The sequence below is a fragment of the Martinezella calliandrae genome (genome assembly GCF_030272695.1).
Lineage (GTDB): Bacteria > Pseudomonadota > Alphaproteobacteria > Rhizobiales > Rhizobiaceae > Rhizobium > Rhizobium calliandrae.
In genome coordinates this window covers 82,074-105,011 of the sequence record NZ_JARFYN010000005.1, presented here as the reverse complement: position 1 = coordinate 105,011, position 22,938 = coordinate 82,074, and the positions used below count along the sequence as shown (strand labels likewise).

The window sequence follows — 22,938 nt, the reverse complement described above, 5'->3', positions numbered from 1 at the left end:
CTTTTCCTCTGCCAGGACCTTAGGATCCGGGCGCCACCCGGCGGGACCGCGGTCCATCTGAGACGAATTGCAAGGATGCCGCGATATTGGGTTGGGCAGACCGATTATTGCAGTATTCCATTAAACGGCGCTGACTGCAAATTTTGTCATCTACGCACATGCTTGATGTGAAAAATCATTGATTTAGAGTGAGAAAGTGAATCGGTGCGAGAGGTGGGGGTCTTGGCAATATCGAGTTGGCTGAAACGGGAAACGTTCCTGATCGCTGCATTTGGTGTCGCAGTCATCGCCTATCTCGGCGAACACGCGGTGCTGAATATGGGACAGGCTGCATCGCTTTCTGCGGCAGCCGCACTGGTCGCAACCATCATACTTGTCTCCATGCGTGTCGCCCATCACGCTGAAATTCTAGCAATGAAAGTCGGTGATCCCTATGGCACGATGATCCTGACGCTGTCGGCCGTCTCGGTTGAAGTGATCATGCTGGCGATCCTGATAGGCGGCGAAAGCTCTCCGACGCTGGTGCGCGACACGATCTATTCCGCCGTCATGCTCGACATCAACGGCATCCTCGGTCTTGCCGCCCTTCTCGGCGGCCTGAAACATGGCGAGCAGCCTTACAACGACGATTCCAGCAAGACCTATGGCGTGATGATCTTCACGGCCATGGGAATTTCGATGATCGTGCCCGAGTTCATTCCCGATGCGAAGTGGCATTACTATTCGGCCTTCACCATCGTCGCAATGATCGCGCTCTATGCGCTGTTTCTGCGCATGCAGGTGGGCAAGCACAGCTATTTCTTCAGCTACAGCTATCCGCGCGCTGAGAAGAAACATCGCGCAAAAGAAGATCACCATGGCGAAGAATCAACAACTGCCTCGATCGCCACGATCCTGATCGGCGTCATATTGATCGGCGGGCTTGCGGAATTCATGTCGGCCTTCATGGATACTGGTCTGAGGAACAGCGGCGCGCCGCCGGCGATTGCCGCCATCGTCGTGGCCGCCATTTCCGCTGCCCCTGAAATCCTGACCGCCTTGCGGGCGGCACTGCGCAACCGCATGCAGGCGACCATCAACATCGCCATGGGCGCCTCGCTCTCGACCGTCATTCTCACCGTGCCGGTCATGGAGGCGATCGCGCTCTATACCGGTCAGCCCTTCATCATGGCCATGTCGCCGGTACAGACCGTGATGATCATGATCACCTTGATCGCAGCCGCCATCAATCTCAACGATGGCGAGACGAATGCCATCGAAGGCATGACCCATTTCATCCTCTTCGCCACCTTCATCATGCTCACCGGATTGGGGCTTTGAGCGTGATTTCAAAGGTTTAGACAAAATAGCGGGTTCAGATTGAGAGGATCTTGAATCAATTCCTGAATAGCAGCGGGGACGACCTCAAGCACAAAAAAGCCCGCCGTCTGAACTGACCCCCGAAAGTTGGACATCAACTTTCGGGGGGCCGTTCAGCGATGGCGGGCTTTCGAAACACTTATCTAAAGCTAACTACTTGCAAGCGGCGCAGAAGCGCTGGATGCGACGGCATGCTTCCTCGAGAAGTTCTTCCGAAGTCGCGTAGGAAATGCGGAAGTTCGGGCCAAGGCCGAAGGCGGAGCCGTGGACGACGGCGACGCCTTCCGATTCCAGGAGTTCCGACACGAAGTCTTCGTCCGTCTCGATGACCTTGCCGGTTGGCGCGGTCTTGCCGATCAGGCCGGCGCAGGACGGATAGACGTAGAAGGCGCCTTCCGGCACAGGGCAGGATATGCCCTTCGCCTGGTTCAGCATCGACACCACGAGGTCGCGGCGGCCTTCGAAAATCCTCTTATTGCGCGGTATGAAATCCTGCGGACCGTTCAGCGCTTCGACGGCAGCCCACTGCGCGATGGAGGTCGCGCCCGAGGTCTGTTGACCCTGGATCATGTCCATCGCCTTGATGAGCTGCAGCGGTCCCGCGGCATAGCCGATACGCCAGCCGGTCATTGCATAGGCCTTCGAGACGCCGTTCATCGTCAGCGTGCGGTCATAGAGGCTAGGCTCGACTTCGACCGGCGTGGCGAACTTGAACTCGCCATAGGTCAGGTGCTCGTACATGTCGTCGGTCAGGATCCAGACATGCGGATATTTGACCAGCACGTCCGTCAGAGCCTTCAGTTCGGCATGCGAATAGGCAGCACCCGACGGGTTCGACGGCGAGTTGAACATGAACCACTTGGTCTTCGGCGTGATCGCCTTCTCAAGATCGGCAGGCTGGAGCTTGAAGTTGTTGGCCTGCGTTGTCGCGACGAAAACCGGGGTGCCGCCACAAAGCGCCACCATTTCCGGGTAGGATACCCAGTAAGGCGTCGGGATGATGACTTCATCGCCGCCATTCAGCGTTGCCATGAAGGCGTTGAACAGGATCTGCTTGCCGCCGGTGCCGACGATCGTCTGCTCCCAGGTGTAGTCGAGATTGTTCTCGCGCTTGAACTTCGCGGCGATTGCCTTGCGCAGTTCCGGAATGCCGGAGACCGGCGTGTACTTCGTCTCGCCGCGATTGATCGCGTCGATGGCGGCCTTCTTGATATTGTCCGGCGTATCGAAATCCGGCTCGCCGGCGCCGAGGCCGATCACGTCGCGTCCCTTTGCTTTCAGATCGCGTGCTTTCTGGGAAACGGCGATAGTGGCAGAAGGCTTTACACGGGAAAGAGCGTCGGCAAGAAAGGCCATGGTGATCGGTCCTAATCGGTTGAAGTGGGCAGAAAGCCTGTGGACCAGATTTCTGCGCTAAGCTCTATGTCGAATGTAGGCCGCCGTTTCAAGCATAAAGGCGTCACAGTGACGTTATTTCGGGGCTCTTGGGCCATATCGCTGATGCCGAGTTGGCAGAAAAGGGCGACGAGCAGGTGACGCGACGCCAAAAGGCGGCTTCCATTTACACAAAGCCGTTATTAGGGCCTGAGCGCCTTGACCAAAAATCCGCCCACCCCACGTTGCATTAAGAGCTTGCCGAAGGGAGGAGACGGGTTGAAGCGCCTTCGCAGAACGGGATATTGGGTTGTCTTTGCGGCTTCTGCGCTGCTGACGGGGAATGGCGCTCTCGCCGATCCGGTCAAGACGATCGACACGCAAAAGGTCAAGGTCAAGGTCGAGACGATCGCAACCGGGCTCGATCATCCCTGGGCAGTCGAAGTGCTGCCGGACGGTGCCTACCTTGTGACCGAGCGACCGGGTCGCATGCGCGTCATTCGTGACGGCAAGAAATCCGCTCCGATCGCCGGCCTGCCGGATGTCTATGCAAACGGCCAGGGCGGCTTGCTCGATGTAGCCCTCGATCCTAAATTCGCCAACAACCGTACCATCTATTTCACCGCCTCCGTTGCCGCGGACGGCGGCAGCGGCACGGCAGTCTTCCGCGCGGTCCTGTCGCCGGACGAGAAGCGGCTGACCGATGTGAAGCGTATTTTCGTGATGAACAAGATGTCGCGCGGCGACTTGCAGTATGGCTCGCGTATTGCAATCGCCAAGGATGGCAGCCTGTTCGTCAGCCTTGGTGACCGCTTCGAACAGGATCGCGCCCAGGATTTCCACGACGATGCCGGTTCGATCATTCATATCAGGGCCGACGGCAGCATTCCGGCCGACAATCCGTTCAAGGATAGCCTAAAGGCTTTGCCGGAAATATGGTCCAAAGGACACCGCAATCCCGAAGGCATCACATTCGATGCCGCCGACGGCAAGCTCTATACGGTTGAACACGGCCCCAAAGGCGGCGACGAGATCAACACGCCGGAAGCGGGCAAGAACTACGGCTGGCCGGTCATTTCCTATGGACGCAACTATGACGGCTCCAAGGTCGGCATCGGCACGGCCAAAAAGGGCATGGAGCAGCCGATCTTCTACTGGGACCCGTCGATCGCCCCCGGCGCCATTGCCGTCTATCGCGGTCAGATGTTTCCGGAATGGAAGGGCGATTTCCTCGTCGCCGCACTGAAATTCAAGCTGCTGTCGCGCCTCGATCGCGACGGTGGCGGCAAAGTGACCGAACGTGAGCGCATGTTCACCGGAAATTTCGGCCGGCTGCGCGATGTCGTGGTCGCCCCGGACGGCTCGCTGTTGATGACGACGGACGAAGATAACGGCGCGTTGTTGCGCGTTTCCAGAGCGGCACAATAGCGCGCCGACGCCGGCGTCTTTCGCCTTGCCCCGAGGAGAAGCAGCTGCTAACCGTCGGGCCTCTCCCTTTCTTCCCCTCCCGTAGGATGCAGATGAACCGCATACAGGCGAATTTGGTGTTGTTGTTGGCGGCCGCTATCTGGGGCGGCGGTTTCGTCGCGCAGTCGACGGCGATGAAAGCCATCGGGCCGTTCTGGTTCATCGGCCTGCGTTTCGCCGTTGCCACCATCGTCGTCCTGCCCTTCGTCTTGATGGAAAACCGCAAGACGAAGAAGCCGCTGACCAGGCGCAATTGGATTTCCTTCTTTCTCACCGGCATTGCACTCTTCGGCGGAGCGGCAACGCAGCAGATCGGACTGTTGACGACGACGGTCACCAATTCAAGCTTCATCACTGGCCTCTACGTGGTCTTTGTGCCGCTGATCGCCGTCGTCTTCCTGCGCAGGACGCCGCATTGGATCATCTGGCCGGCGGCAATCATGGCCCTCGGCGGCATTTATTTATTGTCCGGTGGCTCCTTTTCGCGGCTCACCGTCGGGGATTTCCTGACCGTGGTCTGCGCCCTCTTCTGGGCAGCGCAGATCACTCTTGCCGGCTCTTGCGTCAATGAAACCGGTCGGCCGCTCGCAATCTCCGCGATGCAGTTTGCCGTCACCGCACTCGCCGCTCTCGCCGTCGCTGTGGTTGCCGAGCCGATCAGCATCGCCGACATTAAGGGATCGCTCGGCCAAATCCTCTATGTCGGCATCTTTTCGTCTGGCCTTGCCTTCGCGCTGCAGGTGATCGGTCAGCGTTACACGAGCGCGCCGCAGGCTGCGATCTTCCTCTCGTCCGAGGCTCTATTCGGCGCTTCTCTGGGCAGCTTGCTGCTCGGCGAGACCATGGGAGCGCTCGGCTATGCCGGCTGTGCCTTGATGTTTATCGCCATGCTTGCAGTTGAATTGGTGCCGGAATTCGTCCGGCGACGCAGTGTCGCCGCCTAAAAATCTGTCCCCAAATACCCGTTATGGCTGTTTTGTGGTGCCCTTAGTGAATTTTTTTCGAATGATCCGAAAGACGGATTCTGGCGACACTATTTGGGAAAATTTCGCCGAAATTATATCGCAAACGATACAAAATCCTTAGAAACACATCCTTGCGAGGGAAAATTTCCGATTCGCGTAACACACTCGCGTTACGGGAGTGTGCTCTCCTGATCACGTTAAAAAACTTTTGCTTGCCAATTAACGATAAACACAGCACTCTCAGTCGTGTTCGGGCATTTTTAGAGCATGGGAAGTCCTTAATAAAGTTGCGCGCCGGAAACGCTAAATATTCCGGTCAGCCCGGTTGCGAAGCGAGCACGAGTGTCGTTTCAATACCGCGCCGAGGTATAGGGGACCTTTTCCTTCAAATTGCGAGATTTGCCTGCAAGCGCCCGAAAGGGCAATGAAGCAATGCTGCCCGTGTGGATGGTGGGCAGAGAGAAAAGGACCTGAGGCATGGCCGAGACTGGCACTGTAAAGTTTTTCAATACCGATAAGGGCTTCGGTTTCATCAAACCGGACAAAGGTGGCGCGGACATCTTTGTGCACATTTCCGCAGTACAGGCCTCTGGTCTGGCAGGATTGTCGGAAAATCAGAAGGTGAGCTTCGACACGGAACCGGATCGCCGCGGCAAGGGACCGAAGGCCGTCAATCTTCAGATCGCTGGTTGAGAGCGCCCTACGGCTGTCATTCGAGTTGAGGCCCGGCAGAGATGCCGGGTTTTATCATTCAGTCTTTATTCAGCTTGCCGTGGCTAGTCTGTCCTTCATGTAAGCTTGGGAACTACGGCCTTCCGGTTCCCCCTTAGAGGACAGACCAATGAACATGCTCGGCAAATCCCTCCTTATGTCCGCCATGGCCGGCGCACTGGCGCTGACATCCGTTTGCGCCGCTTCGGCCGATGAATGGCATCATCACAATGGAGAGGGTTGGGCGCTTGGCGCGGCAGGCCTTGCCACCGGCCTTATCGTCGGCTCTGCGATCGCCAGCCAGCCGCGTTATGTCGAACCCGGTCCGGGCTACGTCGACCCCGACTACGCGCCCGCCCCGCCCTATTACTATCGCGCACCGCCGCGCCGCGTCTATGTCGAGCGTGATGTCGGCTATTACGACCCGCAGCCGGTCGGCCTGCGCCCCTGGTCGTCCCAGTGGATGCGCTATTGCTACGACCGTTACAGCAGCTTCGACGGCCGCAGCGGTACCTATCTCGGCTATGACGGCATGCGCCACTTCTGCACGGCGAACTAATCGCCGATCCGGTTGATTTCCTTAAGCAAAGCGCCGCCATTCCGCGGCGCTTTTCCTTTGGGATCAAAGTCCGCGCAGGAAAGGATTGGTACGACGCTCCTCGCCGATCTGGCCGCCGGGGCCATGACCGCAGATGAAGCCCACATCATCGCCGAGCGGAAATACCTTGTCGCGAATGGACTCCAAAAGCTGTTGGTGATTGCCGCCCGGCAGGTCGGTGCGGCCGATCGAACCGTGAAACAGCACGTCGCCGACATGGGCAAATTTCTGTGTTCTGTTGAAATAGATGACATGGCCGGGCGCATGACCTGGGCAATGGAAGACTTCGAACTCATGCTCGCCGAAGGAAACCTTGTCACCGTCCTTCAGGAAGCGATCCGGCGCCACGTTGCGCACGCCCTCGATATTGAACATCTTGCTCTTGGCTTCGATATCCTGCAGCAACGATCGGTCGTCTTCATGCGGACCGATGACCTCAATGGCCAAAGTTTCGCGAAGCTCGTCGGCGCCGCCGGCATGGTCGATATGGCCATGCGTCAGCCAGATGGCCTTCAACTTTATGCCGTTTTCGCGCACCGTCTGCAGGATGACGTCGACATCGCCGCCGGGATCGACCACGACTCCCTCTTTCGTGTCCGGATCGAACAGGATGGTGCAATTCTGTTCGAAGGGTGTCACCGGAATGATGCCGGCCTGGAGCATGCCCATGGGAAGCGCCTCGTCTGTTGAATGCATATCCAGCCGATATAGCTCCAAACACCAGGCAAAACAGCCCCTTCTCCCCGGAAAACGCTGAAGCTGCGGGACCGCATGGCGGAACCCTCGGCCCTTCCGGACGTTTGCACAGGGTAGTTTCCGCAGATCATAGGAGAAAGGCAATGCCCTCGAAAAGAAAGCTGCTGCTGACGGGCCTCCTGCTCCTGGGCAGCGCCGGGCTTGCGCAAGCCCAGATGTCGGCGACAACCGTGACCGATCTTGACGTCCGCACCGGTCCGGGTCCGCAATATCCGACGGTCGGTACGGCAACCCGCGGCTCGGAAGCCAGCCTTGACGGCTGTATCCAAGGCAGCAACTGGTGCCGCATCGATGTCAACGGCATGCGTGGCTGGGTGGATGCCCAGACATTGAGCGTCGAAGAGAACGGAAATCCAGTCGTCGTCGAGGAGCACTACTCCGAGCTCGGCGTACCGACCGTCGTCTATAGCGAGACCGATTCCACGACGACGGGCAGCGTCTCCCCCTCTCCGGACGATGAACTGATCGGTCCGGTCGAAAAGGTCGAGGTCGTCACTCCGCCGGATGAAGTCCATACCTACATCACCAAAAACCCGGTCAAGACCGTGCGGCTGCGCGGCGAGGTCGCGGTCGGCGCCACCCTGCCCGAAAGCGTTGTGGTCCATCGGATCCCGGACTATCAATACAGCTACGTAGAGGTGAACCGAAAGCCGGTGCTGGTCGATCCGAATACCCGACGCATCGTCTACGTCTACCGCTGAGCCATTTTCACCAGCATCAATTCGTCAAATTGATCGGCGGCCAAACGGCCGCCACTTTTTTGCGCGGGTTTTCCCCGGGATTATCGTAGGAATCTCCCGTTTTAGTTGCCATTCTATTTCCACCGGCCGCTGCATCATGTAATTCTAATATCGATGAGGATTACTGCCGCTCCCGGGGCTCGGTCCGGGTTGCGGAGTCAGTGCTTCCGGAAATTTCTTCCGGAACAATGGGAGAAGGGTAATCATGGAAAGTTTGGGGCCAATCATCACGCAACTGATCGCCGGCGCAATCGGCGGTAACGCGGCCAGCGCCGCCCTCAAGCAGGAAGGGATCAATCTCGTCGCCAGAACGATTGCTGGCGCCGTCGGCGGCCTTGGTGGCGGCCTTATTCTCAACCTGATCGGCAGCGAAGCGCTGACCGGCCTTATTGCGCAGGGTATTTCCTCGTTGATCGCCGGCGGCGTGCTCTCAGCAATCGTCGGCGCAGTTCTCGGCCGCAAATAGACCGGGATATTTCAGAAAACAAAAGCCGGACGACCAAATGGCCCCCGGCTCTCGTTAATTGTTCCAAAGCCTTATTCGGCGGCCGCGGCAGTCGGATAGACTTCCTTGATGTAGTCGTTCATCAGCGATTCGCTGATCGATGCCGGCGTGAACCGGTAAGGACCGATTTCCGATACCGGGGTCACTTCCGCAGCCGAGCCGGTCAGGAAGCACTCGCTGAAATCGGACAGTTCTTCCGGCATGATCGCGCGTTCGACCACCTGCAACCCGCGGCGCTTGGCAAGATCGATCACAGTCTGGCGCGTGATGCCGTTCAGGAAGCAATCCGGTGTTGGTGTATGGATAACGCCGTCCTTGACGAAGAAGATATTGGCGCCAGTCGCCTCCGCCACCTGGCCACGATAGTCGAGCATCATCGCGTCGGCATAGCCCTTGGCTTCAGCGGCGTGTTTGGAAATGGTGCAGATCATGTAGAGGCCGGCCGCCTTCGAGGCGCAAGGTGCGGTCTTGGGATCGGGGCGGCGATATTCGGCAATATCGAGACGAATGCCCTTCAGCTTTTCGGCAGGATTGAAGTAGCTGCCCCACTGCCAGATCGCGATTGCCACGTTGATGCGGTTATTCTGGGCGGACACGCCCATCATCTCGCTGCCACGCCAAGCGATCGGCCGCACATAGGCTTCAGAAAAGCCCTGGCGCTTCAGGAGCTCGATCGTCGCCGCGTCGAGTTCGGCAACGCTATAGGGAATTTTGAAGCCGAGAATGTCGGCAGACTTGTGAAGACGCTGATTGTGCTCCGTCAGCTTGAAGACGCGGCCGCCATAGGCGCGCTCGCCCTCGAAGACCGCGCTCGCATAATGCAGGCCATGGGTCAGCACATGAATCTTAGCATCCTTCCAGGGCACGAATGCGCCATTGAACCAGATCTCCCCATCCAGTTGATCAAAAGGAACCGTTGCCATCTTAATTCTCCTCCGGCGCCCGGACGCCATGACAGTTGATTGTTGTCCCCATTACGCATTATCCACGATGCAGATGGGGAAAATATGAGACGGGTTGGAATTTTTGCGAAGCCGGGCTTAGTTTCCAAATATGGCCATATCCGTCCGGGCGGCGCAAGATCGGCGGAAACTAGCAGCGGCGTAAAAATACGTCAATAAAGCTGACATATTTTTGCGAAGGTTTCCCGATTGCCCCAAAATAGGAAAGGAAATGCCAAGGTGCCACGACAGACGAGCCAAAAAGCGGCGAAACCGGAGCTGCTGGCGACGCCGATGGAGAATGCGGGGATCATCGATTTCGAGATCATCGAGCTGCTTTTCTTTGCCTATCGCGATTTCGTGTCCGATCCGGATCAAATCCTGGTCAAGAGTGGATTTGGGCGCGCGCATCATCGGGTTGTTCATTTCGTTAACCGCGAACCCGGCATGACGGTTGCGGACCTGTTGGAAACGTTGAAGATCACCAAACAGAGTTTGGCGCGGGTTCTCAAACAATTGATCGATTCAGGCTATATTCGTCAGGTGGCTGGGCCTGAGGATCGCCGGCAGCGCAAACTCTACCCGACCCAGGCGGGCCGCGATCTGGCATTGGCGCTGGCCGAGCCGCAATCGCGCCGCATTGAGCGGGCATTCGCAGGTGCGTCCGATGCGACACGCGAAAGCGTCAAACGGTTCCTGAGGGGAATGCAGGACTGAGGTACGATCTCGAGCCGAAGAGCCGCTAAGCGGGATCTTGGATAAGATCATCTCAATCAAACAGATATAACAACGATCGAGACGGATTGAATGACGACAAAGACAGCAATTTCGGACGATGCAGCGCACCTCCTGGTGGTGGATGACGACACGCGTATCCGCGCCCTACTCAATCGTTATCTCATGGAAAAGGGATACCGGGTAACGGCGGCCGCCGACGGCGCCGAGGCCCGCCGCAAGCTCGAAGGGCTCGATTTCGACCTGATCATCATGGACGTGATGATGCCCGGTGAATCCGGAATTTCTCTGACGGCGAGCCTGCGAGCCATCAAGAACATTCCGATCATCATGCTGACCGCTCTTGCCGAATCGGAAGCGCGTATCGCCGGACTGGAAGCCGGTGCCGACGATTATCTGCCGAAGCCTTTCGACCCGCGCGAACTCGTGCTGCGCATCAACAATATCCTCCGGCGCAATGCGCCGGCCGATGCGCCGAAGATCGAACAGGTGATGTTCGGGCCCTACACTTTTTCGCTCACCCGCAAGGAGCTGAAGAAGGCCTCCGAGCTCATCCGCCTGACCGATCGGGAACAGGAAATCATGCTGCTCTTTGCCAAGCGCGCCGGCGATACCATTCCTCGCCACGAACTGATCGGCAGCGATGCCGAGGTTGGCGAGCGCACCATCGACGTGCAGATCAACCGCTTGCGCCGCAAGATCGAGGACGATCCGGCCAACCCCGTCTGGTTGCAGACGGTGCGCGGCATCGGCTACCGTCTGAGTATAGATTAATCAGTTCCCTGGGATCAGCGGCGATGGTGACATTCGACTCGATCAGGCGCGATCAGGAGCACACGCCCTCCAACGGCCTGCGCTGGTTTGGGCGCTGGTTGCGCCGGCGGCTGCCGACCGGCCTCTATGCGCGCACGCTTTTGATTTTCATCCTGCCGATGATCATCCTTCAGGCAGTCGTCACCATCGTCTTCATGGAGCGCCATTGGCAAATGGTGACACAGCGGCTATCGATGGCCACCACCCGCGATATCGCCGCCATCATCGACATCATCCAAACCTATCCGCAGGACGCCGACTTTTCCGCAGTCACGGAGATGGCCCGGCAAAAGCTCGATCTCACCATCTCCATCGAGCCGGGGGGGGAATTGCCGCAGCCGCGTGAAAAACCGTTCTTCTCGATTCTCGACGGCATCTTGAGCGACGAGATCCGCGGACAGATCAACCTGCCCTTCTGGATCGACACAGTCGGCAATTCCAGCCTTGTCGAAATTCGCGTCAAGCTGCCGGACAAGGTGCTGCGCGTCTTTGCCAAGCGCAGCCAGACCTACGCCTCGAATACGCATATCTTCATTCTCTGGATGGTCGGCACATCACTGGCATTGATCGGCATTGCCGTGCTGTTCCTGCGCGGCCAGATCCGGCCGATTCTCGCGCTGGCGCAGGCTGCGGAAAGTTTCGGCAAGGGCCAGCGGCGGGATGATTATTCGCCACGCGGCGCCGACGAAGTCCGTCGCGCTGGCCTCGCCTTCATCCTGATGCGAGAGCGCATCGAGCGGCAGATCGAGCAGCGCACTGCGATGCTCTCCGGCGTCAGCCACGACCTGCGCACCGTGCTCACGCGCTTCAAGCTGCAGCTCGCCCTCATCGGCGATAATCCCGATCTCGTTGGCCTCAACGAAGATGTCGAGGACATGCGGAGCATGTTGGAAGGCTATATGGCCTTCGCCCGCGGCGAGGCGGAAGAGGATGTCGGCACGCTTCGACTGAGCGATATCCTCGACAAGGTCGAACAGGACTTCTCGCTGCACGGCAAATCCATGACTTTCTCCATCGAGGGCGACAACGATATCTCCGTGCGTCCGAACGCCTTTACGCGGCTGGTGACGAACCTTGCCTCCAACGCGCGCCGTTACGCACGAACGCTGCGCATCGAGGCCAAGCACGGCACCAAATGGCTGACGATCATTTTCGACGATGACGGCCCCGGCATTCCGGTCAACGCGCGCGAAGACGTGTTCAAGCCCTTCTTCCGGCTGGACGAGGCGCGCAATCTCGATAATTCCGGCACCGGCCTCGGCCTTGCCATTGCCCGCGACATTGCACGCAGCCACGGCGGCAACGTCACGCTCGGCGACAGCCCGCTCGGCGGCCTGCGCGCCACCATCCGCATTCCCGCCTAAGACTTAGGAGAGGACATTGTATGCCGATCGACATCAACGACATGCATTGGCTTAATCTGCCACCGGCTTGGGAAATGAACAACGGCCGGCTCATCGTCCGCTCCGGCAACAAGACCGATTTCTGGCAGGGAACCTATTACGACTTCCACCGCGACAACGGCCATTTCCTTGGCCGGCAGTGGCGCGGCGACTTCACCGCCGAAATCACCTTCATCGGGCGCTATCGCGAACTCTATGACCAGGCCGGCCTGATGGTCCGTCATGACGCCACGCACTGGATGAAATGTGGAATCGAATATACCGACGGCGCTAGGCATTTCAGCGTCGTGGTGACCAACCGCAATTCCGACTGGTCCGCCTTCCGGCTCGATCATGAGTTCGAGGCCCTATCGGCACGGGTGACGCGCAACGGCGACGCGCTTTTCATCCAGTACCGCACCGACAAGATGACCGAGTGGCGCATGGCCCGGCTCGCCTGGTTCGATCCGGCTCTCGAAGAGGTCTCCGTCGGTCCCGCCTTCTGCTCACCTGAGCGCGACGGTTTCGAGGCGGAATTTCTGGATTTTAGTATATCGGAGCCGGTATTTCGGGATATTCATTGAGCTACGACCTTCTCCAACGATGAGAAGGTAAGGCTCACATCATCTTCTTGCCGTTCGGCACCGGCTGCGTCACGGCTGCGAGCACGATCGCGCCGGCTTCATCCTCGAAACCGAGGGTCAGCACTTCGGAACGGACGGGACCGATCTGGCGCGGCGGAAAGTTGACGACACCGAGGACCTGACGGCCGATCAGGGATTGCGGCGTGTAATGCACGGTAATCTGCGCCGAAGACCGCTTGATGCCGATCTCGGGTCCGAAATCGATCTTCAGCTTGAAGGCCGGCTTGCGCGCTTCCGGAAAGGGCTCTGCCTCGATGATCGTGCCGACGCGGATATCCACCCGCTCGAAATCGCCATAGGTGATCTCATCCGCCATACCCACGCCCTTTTAATGCTGGAAACCTAGCCCGCCAGTTCTTGCGCACGCTTGCGCGCCGCCGCAAGCGCCTCGTCGAAAAGAGGCTGCATGCCGTCTTTGGCCATCAGAACCGCAAGAGCGGCGGCGGTGGTGCCGCCGGGAGACGTCACGTTCTGACGAAGGCGCGATGCGTCGTCGGGGGACTGATGCAACATCTCACCAGCCCCCGCGACAGTTTCCCGCGCGAGTCGCATGGCGAGGTCCGCCTGCAGGCCGAGCTTCCGGCCCGCCTCCGCCATGCACTCGACGAGATAAAAGACATAGGCCGGTCCGCTGCCGGAGACGGCCGTCACGGAATCGATATCCGCTTCGCCCGGCACCCATTCGACCGGACCGGACACCTTCAAGAGATTTTGCACCAGCTGCCGCTGGCGTTCGCCGGTTTGGGCATTGGCAAACGCACCGGTGACGCCACGACCGACCATGGCTGGCGTGTTCGGCATGGCGCGCACCATCGCCATTTCACCCAGATGTTTTTCAAGGAAGGCCAGCGTCTTGCCGGCAGCAATCGACACCACCACCGTATTCGGCCCGATCGTCGCCTTGAAGGGCGGCAATACCGCATCCATCACCTGCGGCTTGACGGCAATGAAGAGAACGCCGGCGACAACACCTGCGGGAACGCCGGCGACATGAACCGCGCCGGCATCGGTGATCAGCTTCAGCATCGCATCGGACGGATTGGGATCGACGACGATCACCGAAGAACCAGGCACACCGCTTTTCAGCCAACCCGTCAAAAGAGCGCCGCCCATATTGCCAGCCCCGATCAGGATGATGGGGTCGGACGGTTGGAAAGCGCTTGATGCTTCTGTTCCCATATCAGGCTTCGCCCACGGTTTCGAAGAGCACGGCTTCCATGGCGCGGTTTGCGTCAAGGCCAGACCACACTACAAATTGGAAAGCCTGATAGTAAGCCTCGCAGGTGTCAAGAGCGTTGGATAATAGCACTTCCACCTGCCGGTTCGTCGGCTCGGCGCCGCCGGAGAGCAGCAGCGACTGACGGAAGATCACGATATCCTCCTGCCGCCACAGATCGAAGTGCCCCATCAGCACCTGCCCGTTGATGCAGGATAGGAGCTTGATGACTTCATTGACACGCGGATCGGGAACTTTGATGTCAAATGCGCAGGCTATATGCAGCGCCTCGAACTCCTCCATCCAGGAGAAAGAGACGTGATAGTCGGTCCATCGCCCCTCGACGGTCATGGCGATTTCATCCTCGCCGGACCGCTCGAACGACCAGTCATTGTTGGCGGCCACGAACTCGATCATATCGACCGGGTTCGATTGTCGTTCGACTTCCATTTCCATAAGGCTCATGCAGCACCTTCTTGACCGGAACGAATGCAGCTTCCCCGTGTCCAAACACCTGAAAGAACGCAAACAGTTTTACTCCGGAAACTCCTCGGGATGATGTTGAACGGCTGCCAGACTAACGCATCCACCCTGCCCGGAGCTTACCAATTCCGTTTCGAATCATCATTTAAAATCAGTGTATAACGGCATGCCCGGCATGCCAGCCCCTGATTGGTGATTTTGGCGAAGGGCGCTGTGGACAGCTCTTCCAATGTCTATTCAGAAGGGAGTCATAACTGACTCTGGCGATTGGCTTTTTTGCCTATGTCCACAGGTGGAAAAACGACCGAAAATTTTAGAGGAAAAATGCGCGGCAGACACGTGCCGCGCCGATTTCTCGCAAAATGAATCGCGATTATTTGCCTTCGGAGGAAAGACGGGCTTCCAACGCTTCGACCCTGGCGCGCAGCGCGTCGTTTTCATCCCGAGCCTTGACCGCCATTTCGCGTACGGCCTCGAACTCCTCACGCTTGACGATATCGAGGCTGTTCAGCCAACGCTCGGCCTGGGCATTGAATGCTGTCTCGATCTCTCGGCGCACGCCTTGGGCAGCACCGGCGGCATCGGTCATCAACTTGGCGAATTCGTCCAAGATACGGTTCGGTCCAGTGCTCATAGTAGTCTCCTTGCGGCCGTCGGCCCCGAAAATGGACGGCATCATCATATAGGGCCAGATAGATCTGAGGTAAGATTTCCGAGGGTCGGTTGCAAGCAAATTGAGATAGAGCGGGACAACCCGGCCCGAGATGAGAGACACACGAATAATCGACTTGACCGTTTCAATACCGAACGCCATGTTCCGCCGACACTGGATTTAGCATGCTCTTATCCAAAAACTGCAGACAGTTTTGGAAATCATGCTCTAACGGACCCGACAATCTTGCTGACATCCGCCAATCTCGCCGCCGTTTTGCCGTTTCCCGATATCGATCCGATCGCCTTTTCGCTCGGTCCGCTGTCGATCCATTGGTACGGCCTCGCCTATGTCGCGGGCATTCTGCTTGGCTGGTTCTATGCAAGACGGCTGGTCGACAATGGCAAGCTCTGGCTGAACGACGCTGCGCCGATGACGCGTGCGCATCTGGACGACTTCATTTTATGGGTGGCCTTTGGCATCGTGCTCGGCGGGCGGATCGGCTATGTCCTGTTTTACGATCTCGATCCGGTGCTCGCCGACCCGATCCGCGCCATTCAGGTCTGGAATGGCGGCATGTCCTTTCACGGTGGATTAATCGGCACGACCATCGCCATGATTTTGTTTGCTAATCGCAACAAGATTCCGATGTGGAGTCTGTTTGATATCGTTGCCGCTGTCGCCCCCATCGGCCTTTTCTTCGGCCGCATCGCCAATTTTATCAACGGCGAACTCTGGGGTCGGACCACCGACGTGCCCTGGGCAATGGTTTTCTGCAGCCCGCATGTCATCGCCGCTCACGAGGGTGTCTGCCCTGCCGGCCTCGATCCGCGTCATCCGAGCCAGCTCTACGAAGCCGGGATCGAGGGCATTGTGCTCTTCCTCGTCCTCTTCATCCTCACCCGCTGGGCCTTGGCGCTGAAGAAACCCGGCACCGTTAGCGGCGTCTTCGTCGCCGGCTATGCCTTCTCACGGATTTTCGTCGAATTCTTCCGCCAGCCTGACGAACAACTGGGCTACCTCCTCGGCACGCACTGGCTGACGATGGGCATGGTGCTCTCCCTGCCTATGGTTGCGGTCGGCCTGTGGGCCATCATCCGTGCCCGCCACGTTGCTGCCAGACAGACGGCTTGAACTCTGGGTTTAATGTCGCATGATCTTTCCGAGAGCCGCCTCACATTTTTCGGGACCATGCTTTAGCGAGACCAAACGATGACGACCGCGCTCGGAGAAAAAATCAAAACCATCATCCGCGCCAACGGACCCCTCAGCATCACGGATTATTTCTCGCTTTGCCTCGCAGACCCAGAGTACGGCTATTACAAGACGCGGGAGCCCTTCGGCCGGGCCGGTGATTTCGTCACGGCGCCCGAGGTCAGCCAGCTCTTCGGCGAGATGATCGGCGTCTTCGTAGTGCATGCCTGGCAGCGCCACGGCACGCCGGGCGATGTTCGCCTCGTCGAAATCGGCCCTGGCCGCGGCACGATGATGTCAGACATGCTGCGCGTCATCGCCAAGCTGGCCCCGCCTCTTTATGGGGCGATGAGCGTGCATCTGGTCGAAACCAGCGAGCGGCTGCAGGGCTTCCAGCGCCAGACGCTCGAGGCCCATGGTGACAAGATCACGTGGCATTCGGACTTCGGTGACGTGCCGGTGGGCTTCACTTTGCTTGCCGCCAACGAGCTGTTCGACGCCATCCCCATCCGCCAGTTCGTCCGCACCGTCAACGGTTTTCGCGAGCGCACGGTCGGGCTCGACGCCAATGACGAATTGACCTACACGGCCGGCGTTGCGAGCCTCGACCCCGCACTTCTTCCGGACGGGCCGCTTCCGCCGATCGGCACGATCTTCGAGATCGCCCCTGCCCGTCAGGCGGTGATGACGACGATCTGCGACCGGCTTGCCGCTCATGGCGGCACGGCGCTCGTCATCGATTACGGTCATATGGCGACGGGCTTCGGCGATACAATGCAGGCCGTACGCATGCATGAATACGATCCGCCGCTTAATCATCCCGGCGAAGCCGATCTCACCAGCCACGTCGATTTCCAACACCTGGCCGAAACCGCTCTGGCTTCCGGCCTGCATATCAACGGTTGCTGCCATCAGGGCGATTTCCTCGTCGGGCTCGGACTGCTGGAGCGGGCTGCGGCGCTTGGCCGCGACCGCGACCCCGCCATACAAGATGGCATTCGCGCCGCCACCGAACGGCTCGCAGGCGCCGGCGAAGGCAAGATGGGCGAGCTCTTCAAGGTGCTGGCGGTCTCCAGACCAGCGATCGATCTATTGCCCTTTCGGCAGGTACGCTGAACAACAGTGTTGATCTCCGCGGATTGACAGAGCGCGCATGGCTGGGCCAACATCATGCCCAAAATCGAACCGCTTCGCGAAAGAAGCGTTATTTCCATCACGAAAGAACACATCAAGGGACGCAGCATTGCCGACTCCGATCGAAAGCACGCTGCTGAGCGCCGCCAAGAGCGCTGGCATCCGCCACGGCTACTTCACCCGTGACGGCGGCGTTTCAGAGGGCCTTTATCGCGGACTGAACGTCGGCCTCGGTTCGAACGACAATCGCGAACACGTCCAGGAAAACCGCCGCCGTGTCGCCGGTTGGTTCGGCCTGCCGGTGGAACGGCTTGCGACCGTCAATCAGGTTCATTCGCCCGACGTGATAGCCGTCGATTGGAACTATGACGGCACCCGCCCGCAAGCTGACGCCATGGTGACGGCGACGCCAGGGATTGCGCTTGGCGTGCTCGCCGCCGATTGCGGCCCGATCCTTTTCGCCGATCCCGAAAACCGGGTGATCGGTGCCGCCCATGCCGGCTGGAAGGGGGCGCTGACAGGCGTCCTGGAAAACACCATCGACGCCATGATCGCGCTCGGTGCCGAGCGGGCAGAGATCATCGCCTGCCTCGGTCCCTCGATCAGCCAGGCAAGCTATGAGGTCGGTCCGGAATTCGTCGACCGCTTCGTCGCCTACGACCCGGACTACGCCAAGTACTTCATCGCGTCCAAGCGGGTGGGCCATGCAATGTTCGACCTGCCTGGCCTGACCATCGACCGCTTGCGCAAAGCCGGCGTAACCGCCCAAAACCTTGATCTGTGCACCTATCCCGATCCCGACCGCTTCTTCTCCTATCGCCGCGCCACGCACGCCAAGGAGCTGGATTACGGCCGGCAGATTTCCGCCATTGCCATCGAGGAGACGTTCTAAAATGGCTCTGCATTTCGAACGCAGCGAATTCAACAACCGTATGGCCCGCCTTCTCGCGAAAATGCAGGAGGAAAAACTCGACGCCATACTGCTCTTCGCGCAGGAGAGCATGTTCTGGCTGACCGGCTACGATACGTTCGGCTATTGCTTCTTCCAGACGCTGGTGGTCAAGTCTGACGGCACGATGGTGCTGCTCACCCGATCAGCTGATCTTCGCCAGGCGCAGCTGACATCGGTCATCTCAGACATTCGCGTCTGGGTCGACCGCGTCAATGCCGATCCAACGCTCGATCTCAAGGAATTGCTGGTGGAGCTCGATCTGCTCGGCGCCCGCATCGGCGTCGAATACGATACCCACGGCATGACCGGTCGTGTCGCCCGCTTGCTCGACAACCAGCTCGCTAGCTTCGGCCAGATTGTCGACGCGTCCTACCTTGTCAGCCGCCTGCGCCTCGTTAAAAGCCTCGCCGAAATCGCCTATGTCGAGCGCGCCGCTGTTCTCGCCGATGATGCACTGGACACGGCGCTTGCTCTGATCAAACCTGGCGCCGACGAAGCCGATATTCTTGCCGCCATGCAAAGCGCGATCTTTTCCGGCGGCGGCGATTATCCTGCCAATGAATTCATCATCGGCTCCGGGCCCGAAGCGCTGCTCTGCCGCTACAAGGCCGGCCGCCGCAAGCTGGATGACAACGACCAGCTCACCCTCGAATGGGCCGGCGCCTATGTCCATTACCATGCCGCCATGATGCGCACGGTCGTCATCGGCGACCCCACGCACCGCCACCGCGAACTCTATAACGCCTGCCTGGAAACCATCCAGGCGATTGAAACCGTGCTGGAGCCTGGCCATACCTTTGGCGACGTCTTCGACACGCACGCCAAGATCATGGATGAGCGCGGCCTTACCCGCCACCGGCTGAACGCCTGCGGCTATTCGCTCGGTGCCCGCTTCTCTCCCTCCTGGATGGAGCATCAGATGTTCCATGCGGGCAACCTGCAGGAGATCGAAGAGAACATGTCACTTTTCGTGCACATGATCATCATGGATTCCGACACCGGCTCCGCGATGACGCTCGGTCAGACCTATCTGACGACCTCTCAGGCGCCGAGAGCTTTGTCGCGCCACCGGCTCGAATTTCTTAACCGTTAGCAGCGTAAAATAGCGATCCTGAACGGGCAGACCGTCGAAGAAAAGGATCGCGCACATGGGACTGGTCAGGACAACGTTGATTTCCGTTGGCTGCTGTTTTGCGCTCGCCGCCTGCAATACGACGGACGCCCTAACACCACCCGAAAGCATCGGCGATGCCGGCTCCAGCCCCGTCACCCAGCGCGATGTCGAGCGCATGGCGGCCGCGCCGCAGCGCCAGCAGAACTATGAAGCCGCGCAGGACAGCTACAGCTACCAGCGACAAGGCTATCAGCAGCAAGGTGGTTACCAGACGCAGAACTATGGCGGCGGCTCGCTCGACGATCAGGCGGCTGCTCTCAAAAGCAGCGGCCGCAACCCCTATGCCTCCCGCCCACTCGACGATTCCAGGACTGCCTCCATTCGATCGCAGGACGCGCAAACCTCAAACGCTGACGAACAGCGCGAGGCTGACCGCCGCCTCGCCGACGATCCGCAGCCGCAGCCGCAGCAGCAAGAAGCGGCGGAGGATCGGAAGCAACCTGAACAACAGCAAGCTTCCCTTCCCCCTGCCGCCGCGGCGGAGAAAAGCAGCGTCCGTTTCCTACCGATCATCGGCGCACCGGTCGAGGCCGTTACACCGCTGTCACGTCAGCTCGGCGCCGAGGCCCGCGCGCTCGGCCTGACGATCAAGAGCTCCAGCGATTCCAGCGCCGGCTATATCCTGAAGGGTTATCTGTCCGCCTTCGAGGACGGGCCGCAGATTTCCGTCACCTATGTCTGGGATGTCCTCGACAACAGCGGTGCCCGCCTGCACCGGATCCAGGGATCGGAAAGCGCGCCGTTGAAGCGCGGTGATCCCTGGGCTGCCGTCCCGCCCTCCGTCATGCAGAAAATTGCCACCGAAACCATGTCGGAATTCAACGCCTGGCGCGACTCTCGCCGTGGATAGCCACAAGCTTTGCAGAAATATGAAAGCTATCGCACTCTAGCCCCTTGCATTCGAGAGCGAGGCGGTTAAAAGCGCGGCTATCAGGTTGGTAACAGGCGGGCCACAATGAAGGTTTTCGCAGGCAATTCGAACCGGCATCTTGCCGAAGCGATCTGCAATTATCTCAACGTACCCTTGGGCAAGGCCAGCGTCAGGCGCTTCGCAGACCAGGAAATCTTCGTTGAAATCCAGGAGAACGTGCGTGGCGAGGACGTATTCGTCGTCCAGCCGACATCATTCCCGACCAACGACCATCTCATGGAACTGTTGATCATGATCGACGCGATGCGCCGCTCCTCGGCGCGGCGTATCACGGCCGTTCTTCCCTATTTCGGCTATGCCCGCCAGGATCGCCGCGCCTCCGGGCGCACGCCGATCTCGGCCAAGCTGGTGGCCAATCTGATCACCGAGGCTGGCGCCGACCGGGTTCTGACGCTCGATCTGCATGCCGGCCAGATCCAAGGCTTCTTTGATATCCCCACAGACAATCTCTACGCACTGCCGATCCTGACGCGCGATATCAAGGCGAATTACGATATCGGCAACGTCATGGTCGTCTCCCCCGATGTCGGCGGTGTCGTGCGCGCCCGAGCGCTGGCCAAACGCCTCGACTGTCTGCTGGCGATCGTGGATAAGCGCCGCGAGCGCCCAGGTGAGTCCGAGGTGATGAACATCATCGGCGAAGTGACTGGCAAAGATTGCATCCTGATCGACGATATCGTCGATTCCGGTGGCACGCTCTGCAACGCTGCCGATGCCCTACTTGCAAGAGGCGCGGCAAGCGTCACCGCCTATATCACCCATGGCGTTCTCTCCGGCGGCGCCGTGACCCGCGTGGCAAATTCGCAGCTGAAAGAACTGGTGATCACCGATTCCATCCAACCGACCACGACTGTGCAATCGGCGCCCAATATCCGCGTCATCAGCACCGCCAGTCTGATCGGCGAAGCCATCAACCGTACCAGCCAGGAAGAATCGGTATCGAGCCTGTTCGACTGACGCTATCAGGCTCTTCTCACGCAGGTTTCGCATCGACCGGACGGCTTTGCCTAATGGCTAGCAGCCCTATTCCAAGGAGCCCTGAGGCAAAGACCGCCGCACCGGCGCCCATGATCGATGGGCCGATGCCGAACCAGGCAAACAGGCTGGGCGACATGAGATAGGCCAGGAAAAGGCCGAGGAAGATCGCACACATCAGCAATCGGTAGATCTGCGCCAGACGATGGGGCTCGCTGCGCGTCTGCATCAGATGCAGCATCGCAAGGTTCTCGAAGGGGCCGTTGATTGCGGCAAGGCACGCAATGGTCATCAGCAATAGGCGATCATGCACCAGCGGCAGCAGGAAGACACCGGCGCCGAAAACCAGCTTTGCAACAATGATCCAAACCACCGGTCTGCGCGGCCTCATGTTGCTGAGGATGAGGTTGGTCGTCAGGTTGCCGACGCCGTAGGCCGTCATCATCAGGCTGTAATCCGTCAAGGGATCGGCACTGGTTTCGCGCAGGTGCAGGATCATCCCGAGCAAAATGCCCATCGCCCAGGCAACATTCCCCATCAGGTTCGTGAACAGCCCATAGAGTATGGCGGCATGGCCGCGCGCCATTCGCCATCCACCCAGCACACCATCGACCACCGCGGCCATTCCGGAGACTTCAAGACGCCGAGGCGCGGACGGGAACCTGGCGACAGCCATCCAGACGGCCAGGGCAGAAAGTAGGAATGTCGCCGCCGTCACCGTGAAAAACTGCGATTTCGGCAAAAATCCGTTGACCAGCGCGATCATGCTCGGTCCGAGGATGCGAGCCATGCGCCTCGTTGCGTCGAACAGTCCATTGGTCGCGTGGCGAATATCGGGATCGATCGCGATGGTCGGAAGAGTTGCCTGCAACGACGGATCGAAGCTGGACGTCAGCAAGGCAATGCATCCGGCAAGCACCATCAACAACGGCAGGCTCATGAAATGCATGAGACCGGCGACCGAAAGCAGCATTAGTAAAAGCGCGCGCAGAATGTCGGCAGAAATCATCGTCGTGCTGTGTCGAAAGCGATCTGTCAGGATGCCACCGAACAGGCTGCCGAAGAGAAGTGTTCCTGATTGCAACGCAGAAACATAACCCGCGTTGCTGCCGATGAAATCCGCCGCAATCCAGACGACGGCAACCATATAGAACTCAGATCCGGTCGCCGCCAAAACCTGGCCGGCCCATAGAAGCGAAATCGAGCGTTGGGCCAGCGGCTTTAGGACAAACATGTT

General features: G+C 59.1%; 25 protein-coding genes. 17 read left to right on the top strand and 8 right to left on the bottom strand.

The annotated features are described in order from the left end of the window. Positions 1 to 222: 222 nt before the first annotated feature. Complete coding sequence (locus PY650_RS05545; RefSeq protein WP_285878040.1) at positions 223 to 1,320, top strand: calcium:cation antiporter; 1,098 nt, start codon at positions 223 to 225, stop codon at positions 1,318 to 1,320. A gap of 192 nt (positions 1,321 to 1,512) precedes the next feature. On the opposite strand, the gene PY650_RS05540 is transcribed toward PY650_RS05545, so the two are convergent. Beyond that, positions 1,513 to 2,715: a pyridoxal phosphate-dependent aminotransferase gene (locus tag PY650_RS05540; RefSeq protein WP_285878039.1), complete on the bottom strand. Its 1,203-nt coding sequence runs from the start codon at positions 2,713 to 2,715 to the stop codon at positions 1,513 to 1,515. A gap of 297 nt (positions 2,716 to 3,012) precedes the next feature. Here PY650_RS05540 and PY650_RS05535 point away from each other — a divergent pair, with 297 nt between their 5' ends. From PY650_RS05535 to PY650_RS05520, 4 genes are all read left to right on the top strand, one after another. Continuing rightward, on the top strand, positions 3,013 to 4,161 hold the full coding sequence (locus PY650_RS05535) for a PQQ-dependent sugar dehydrogenase (RefSeq protein WP_285878038.1): 1,149 nt from the start codon (positions 3,013 to 3,015) through the stop codon (positions 4,159 to 4,161). Between the two features lie 92 nt (positions 4,162 to 4,253). After that, positions 4,254 to 5,144, top strand: coding sequence for a DMT family transporter (locus PY650_RS05530; RefSeq protein ID WP_285878037.1), 891 nt, complete (start codon positions 4,254 to 4,256; stop codon positions 5,142 to 5,144). A gap of 498 nt (positions 5,145 to 5,642) precedes the next feature. Next, positions 5,643 to 5,858 (top strand): cold-shock protein, encoded by a 216-nt coding sequence (locus PY650_RS05525; protein ID WP_004116423.1) that lies wholly within the window; start codon positions 5,643 to 5,645, stop codon positions 5,856 to 5,858. Between the two features lie 148 nt (positions 5,859 to 6,006). Continuing rightward, positions 6,007 to 6,435, top strand: coding sequence for a BA14K family protein (locus PY650_RS05520; protein WP_285878036.1), 429 nt, complete (start codon positions 6,007 to 6,009; stop codon positions 6,433 to 6,435). A gap of 63 nt (positions 6,436 to 6,498) precedes the next feature. Here the strand turns inward: PY650_RS05520 and PY650_RS05515 are convergent, their stop codons facing one another. Further along, positions 6,499 to 7,137, bottom strand: a complete 639-nt coding sequence (locus PY650_RS05515; protein WP_285878120.1) for an MBL fold metallo-hydrolase — start codon at positions 7,135 to 7,137, stop codon at positions 6,499 to 6,501. A 176-nt stretch (positions 7,138 to 7,313) separates the two neighbouring features. Between PY650_RS05515 and PY650_RS05510 the strand changes: the two genes are divergently transcribed. After that, a complete protein-coding gene (locus PY650_RS05510; protein ID WP_285878035.1) occupies positions 7,314 to 7,931 on the top strand; it encodes a DUF1236 domain-containing protein in 618 nt (205 codons plus the stop codon). Positions 7,932 to 8,175: 244 nt separating this feature from the next. After that, the gene (locus PY650_RS05505; RefSeq protein WP_120704759.1) at positions 8,176 to 8,436 is read left to right on the top strand and encodes a hypothetical protein; all 261 of its coding nucleotides are present in this window, start codon (positions 8,176 to 8,178) and stop codon (positions 8,434 to 8,436) included. A 71-nt stretch (positions 8,437 to 8,507) separates the two neighbouring features. On the opposite strand, the gene PY650_RS05500 is transcribed toward PY650_RS05505, so the two are convergent. Then, complete coding sequence (locus PY650_RS05500) at positions 8,508 to 9,398, bottom strand: branched-chain amino acid aminotransferase (RefSeq protein WP_285878034.1); 891 nt, start codon at positions 9,396 to 9,398, stop codon at positions 8,508 to 8,510. Between the two features lie 258 nt (positions 9,399 to 9,656). Here PY650_RS05500 and PY650_RS05495 point away from each other — a divergent pair, with 258 nt between their 5' ends. The 4 genes from PY650_RS05495 to PY650_RS05480 all read left to right on the top strand — a co-directional run bounded on the left by PY650_RS05495 (position 9,657) and on the right by PY650_RS05480 (position 12,930). Continuing rightward, complete coding sequence (locus PY650_RS05495; RefSeq protein WP_285878033.1) at positions 9,657 to 10,133, top strand: MarR family winged helix-turn-helix transcriptional regulator; 477 nt, start codon at positions 9,657 to 9,659, stop codon at positions 10,131 to 10,133. A gap of 90 nt (positions 10,134 to 10,223) precedes the next feature. After that, a complete protein-coding gene (locus PY650_RS05490; RefSeq protein WP_285878032.1) occupies positions 10,224 to 10,925 on the top strand; it encodes a response regulator in 702 nt (233 codons plus the stop codon). 23 nt (positions 10,926 to 10,948) lie between these two features. Beyond that, the gene (locus tag PY650_RS05485) at positions 10,949 to 12,328 is read left to right on the top strand and encodes an ATP-binding protein (RefSeq protein ID WP_285878031.1); all 1,380 of its coding nucleotides are present in this window, start codon (positions 10,949 to 10,951) and stop codon (positions 12,326 to 12,328) included. A gap of 20 nt (positions 12,329 to 12,348) precedes the next feature. Next, positions 12,349 to 12,930 carry a DUF1349 domain-containing protein gene (locus tag PY650_RS05480; protein WP_285878030.1) on the top strand — a complete coding sequence of 194 codons (582 nt, stop codon included), beginning with the start codon at positions 12,349 to 12,351 and terminating at the stop codon, positions 12,928 to 12,930. Between the two features lie 34 nt (positions 12,931 to 12,964). Here PY650_RS05480 and PY650_RS05475 read toward each other — a convergent pair whose 3' ends face one another. The 4 genes from PY650_RS05475 to PY650_RS05460 form a co-directional block, all read right to left on the bottom strand. Further along, a complete protein-coding gene (locus PY650_RS05475; protein ID WP_285878029.1) occupies positions 12,965 to 13,306 on the bottom strand; it encodes a tRNA-binding protein in 342 nt (113 codons plus the stop codon). A gap of 26 nt (positions 13,307 to 13,332) precedes the next feature. Next, positions 13,333 to 14,169 (bottom strand): pyrroline-5-carboxylate reductase, encoded by an 837-nt coding sequence (gene proC / locus PY650_RS05470; RefSeq protein ID WP_285878028.1) that lies wholly within the window; start codon positions 14,167 to 14,169, stop codon positions 13,333 to 13,335. Position 14,170: 1 nt separating this feature from the next. Beyond that, positions 14,171 to 14,671, bottom strand: coding sequence for a type III secretion system chaperone family protein (locus PY650_RS05465; RefSeq protein ID WP_104823731.1), 501 nt, complete (start codon positions 14,669 to 14,671; stop codon positions 14,171 to 14,173). Between the two features lie 391 nt (positions 14,672 to 15,062). Next, positions 15,063 to 15,323 carry an accessory factor UbiK family protein gene (locus PY650_RS05460; protein ID WP_285878027.1) on the bottom strand — a complete coding sequence of 87 codons (261 nt, stop codon included), beginning with the start codon at positions 15,321 to 15,323 and terminating at the stop codon, positions 15,063 to 15,065. 264 nt (positions 15,324 to 15,587) lie between these two features. Between PY650_RS05460 and lgt the strand changes: the two genes are divergently transcribed. From lgt to PY650_RS05430, 6 genes are all read left to right on the top strand, one after another. Then, positions 15,588 to 16,475: a prolipoprotein diacylglyceryl transferase gene (gene lgt / locus PY650_RS05455; RefSeq protein WP_285878026.1), complete on the top strand. Its 888-nt coding sequence runs from the start codon at positions 15,588 to 15,590 to the stop codon at positions 16,473 to 16,475. Between the two features lie 78 nt (positions 16,476 to 16,553). Continuing rightward, on the top strand, positions 16,554 to 17,651 hold the full coding sequence (locus tag PY650_RS05450; RefSeq protein WP_285878025.1) for a class I SAM-dependent methyltransferase: 1,098 nt from the start codon (positions 16,554 to 16,556) through the stop codon (positions 17,649 to 17,651). A 127-nt stretch (positions 17,652 to 17,778) separates the two neighbouring features. Beyond that, positions 17,779 to 18,561 carry a peptidoglycan editing factor PgeF gene (pgeF, locus tag PY650_RS05445; RefSeq protein WP_285878024.1) on the top strand — a complete coding sequence of 261 codons (783 nt, stop codon included), beginning with the start codon at positions 17,779 to 17,781 and terminating at the stop codon, positions 18,559 to 18,561. A gap of 1 nt (position 18,562) precedes the next feature. Then, complete coding sequence (locus PY650_RS05440; protein WP_285878023.1) at positions 18,563 to 19,714, top strand: M24 family metallopeptidase; 1,152 nt, start codon at positions 18,563 to 18,565, stop codon at positions 19,712 to 19,714. 55 nt (positions 19,715 to 19,769) lie between these two features. Continuing rightward, positions 19,770 to 20,645 (top strand): hypothetical protein, encoded by an 876-nt coding sequence (locus PY650_RS05435; protein ID WP_285878022.1) that lies wholly within the window; start codon positions 19,770 to 19,772, stop codon positions 20,643 to 20,645. Between the two features lie 105 nt (positions 20,646 to 20,750). Then, positions 20,751 to 21,683, top strand: coding sequence for a ribose-phosphate pyrophosphokinase (locus PY650_RS05430; protein WP_285878021.1), 933 nt, complete (start codon positions 20,751 to 20,753; stop codon positions 21,681 to 21,683). 16 nt (positions 21,684 to 21,699) lie between these two features. Here the strand turns inward: PY650_RS05430 and PY650_RS05425 are convergent, their stop codons facing one another. Then, the gene (locus PY650_RS05425; RefSeq protein WP_285878020.1) at positions 21,700 to 22,935 is read right to left on the bottom strand and encodes an MFS transporter; all 1,236 of its coding nucleotides are present in this window, start codon (positions 22,933 to 22,935) and stop codon (positions 21,700 to 21,702) included. Between the last annotated feature and the right edge of the window lie 3 nt (positions 22,936 to 22,938).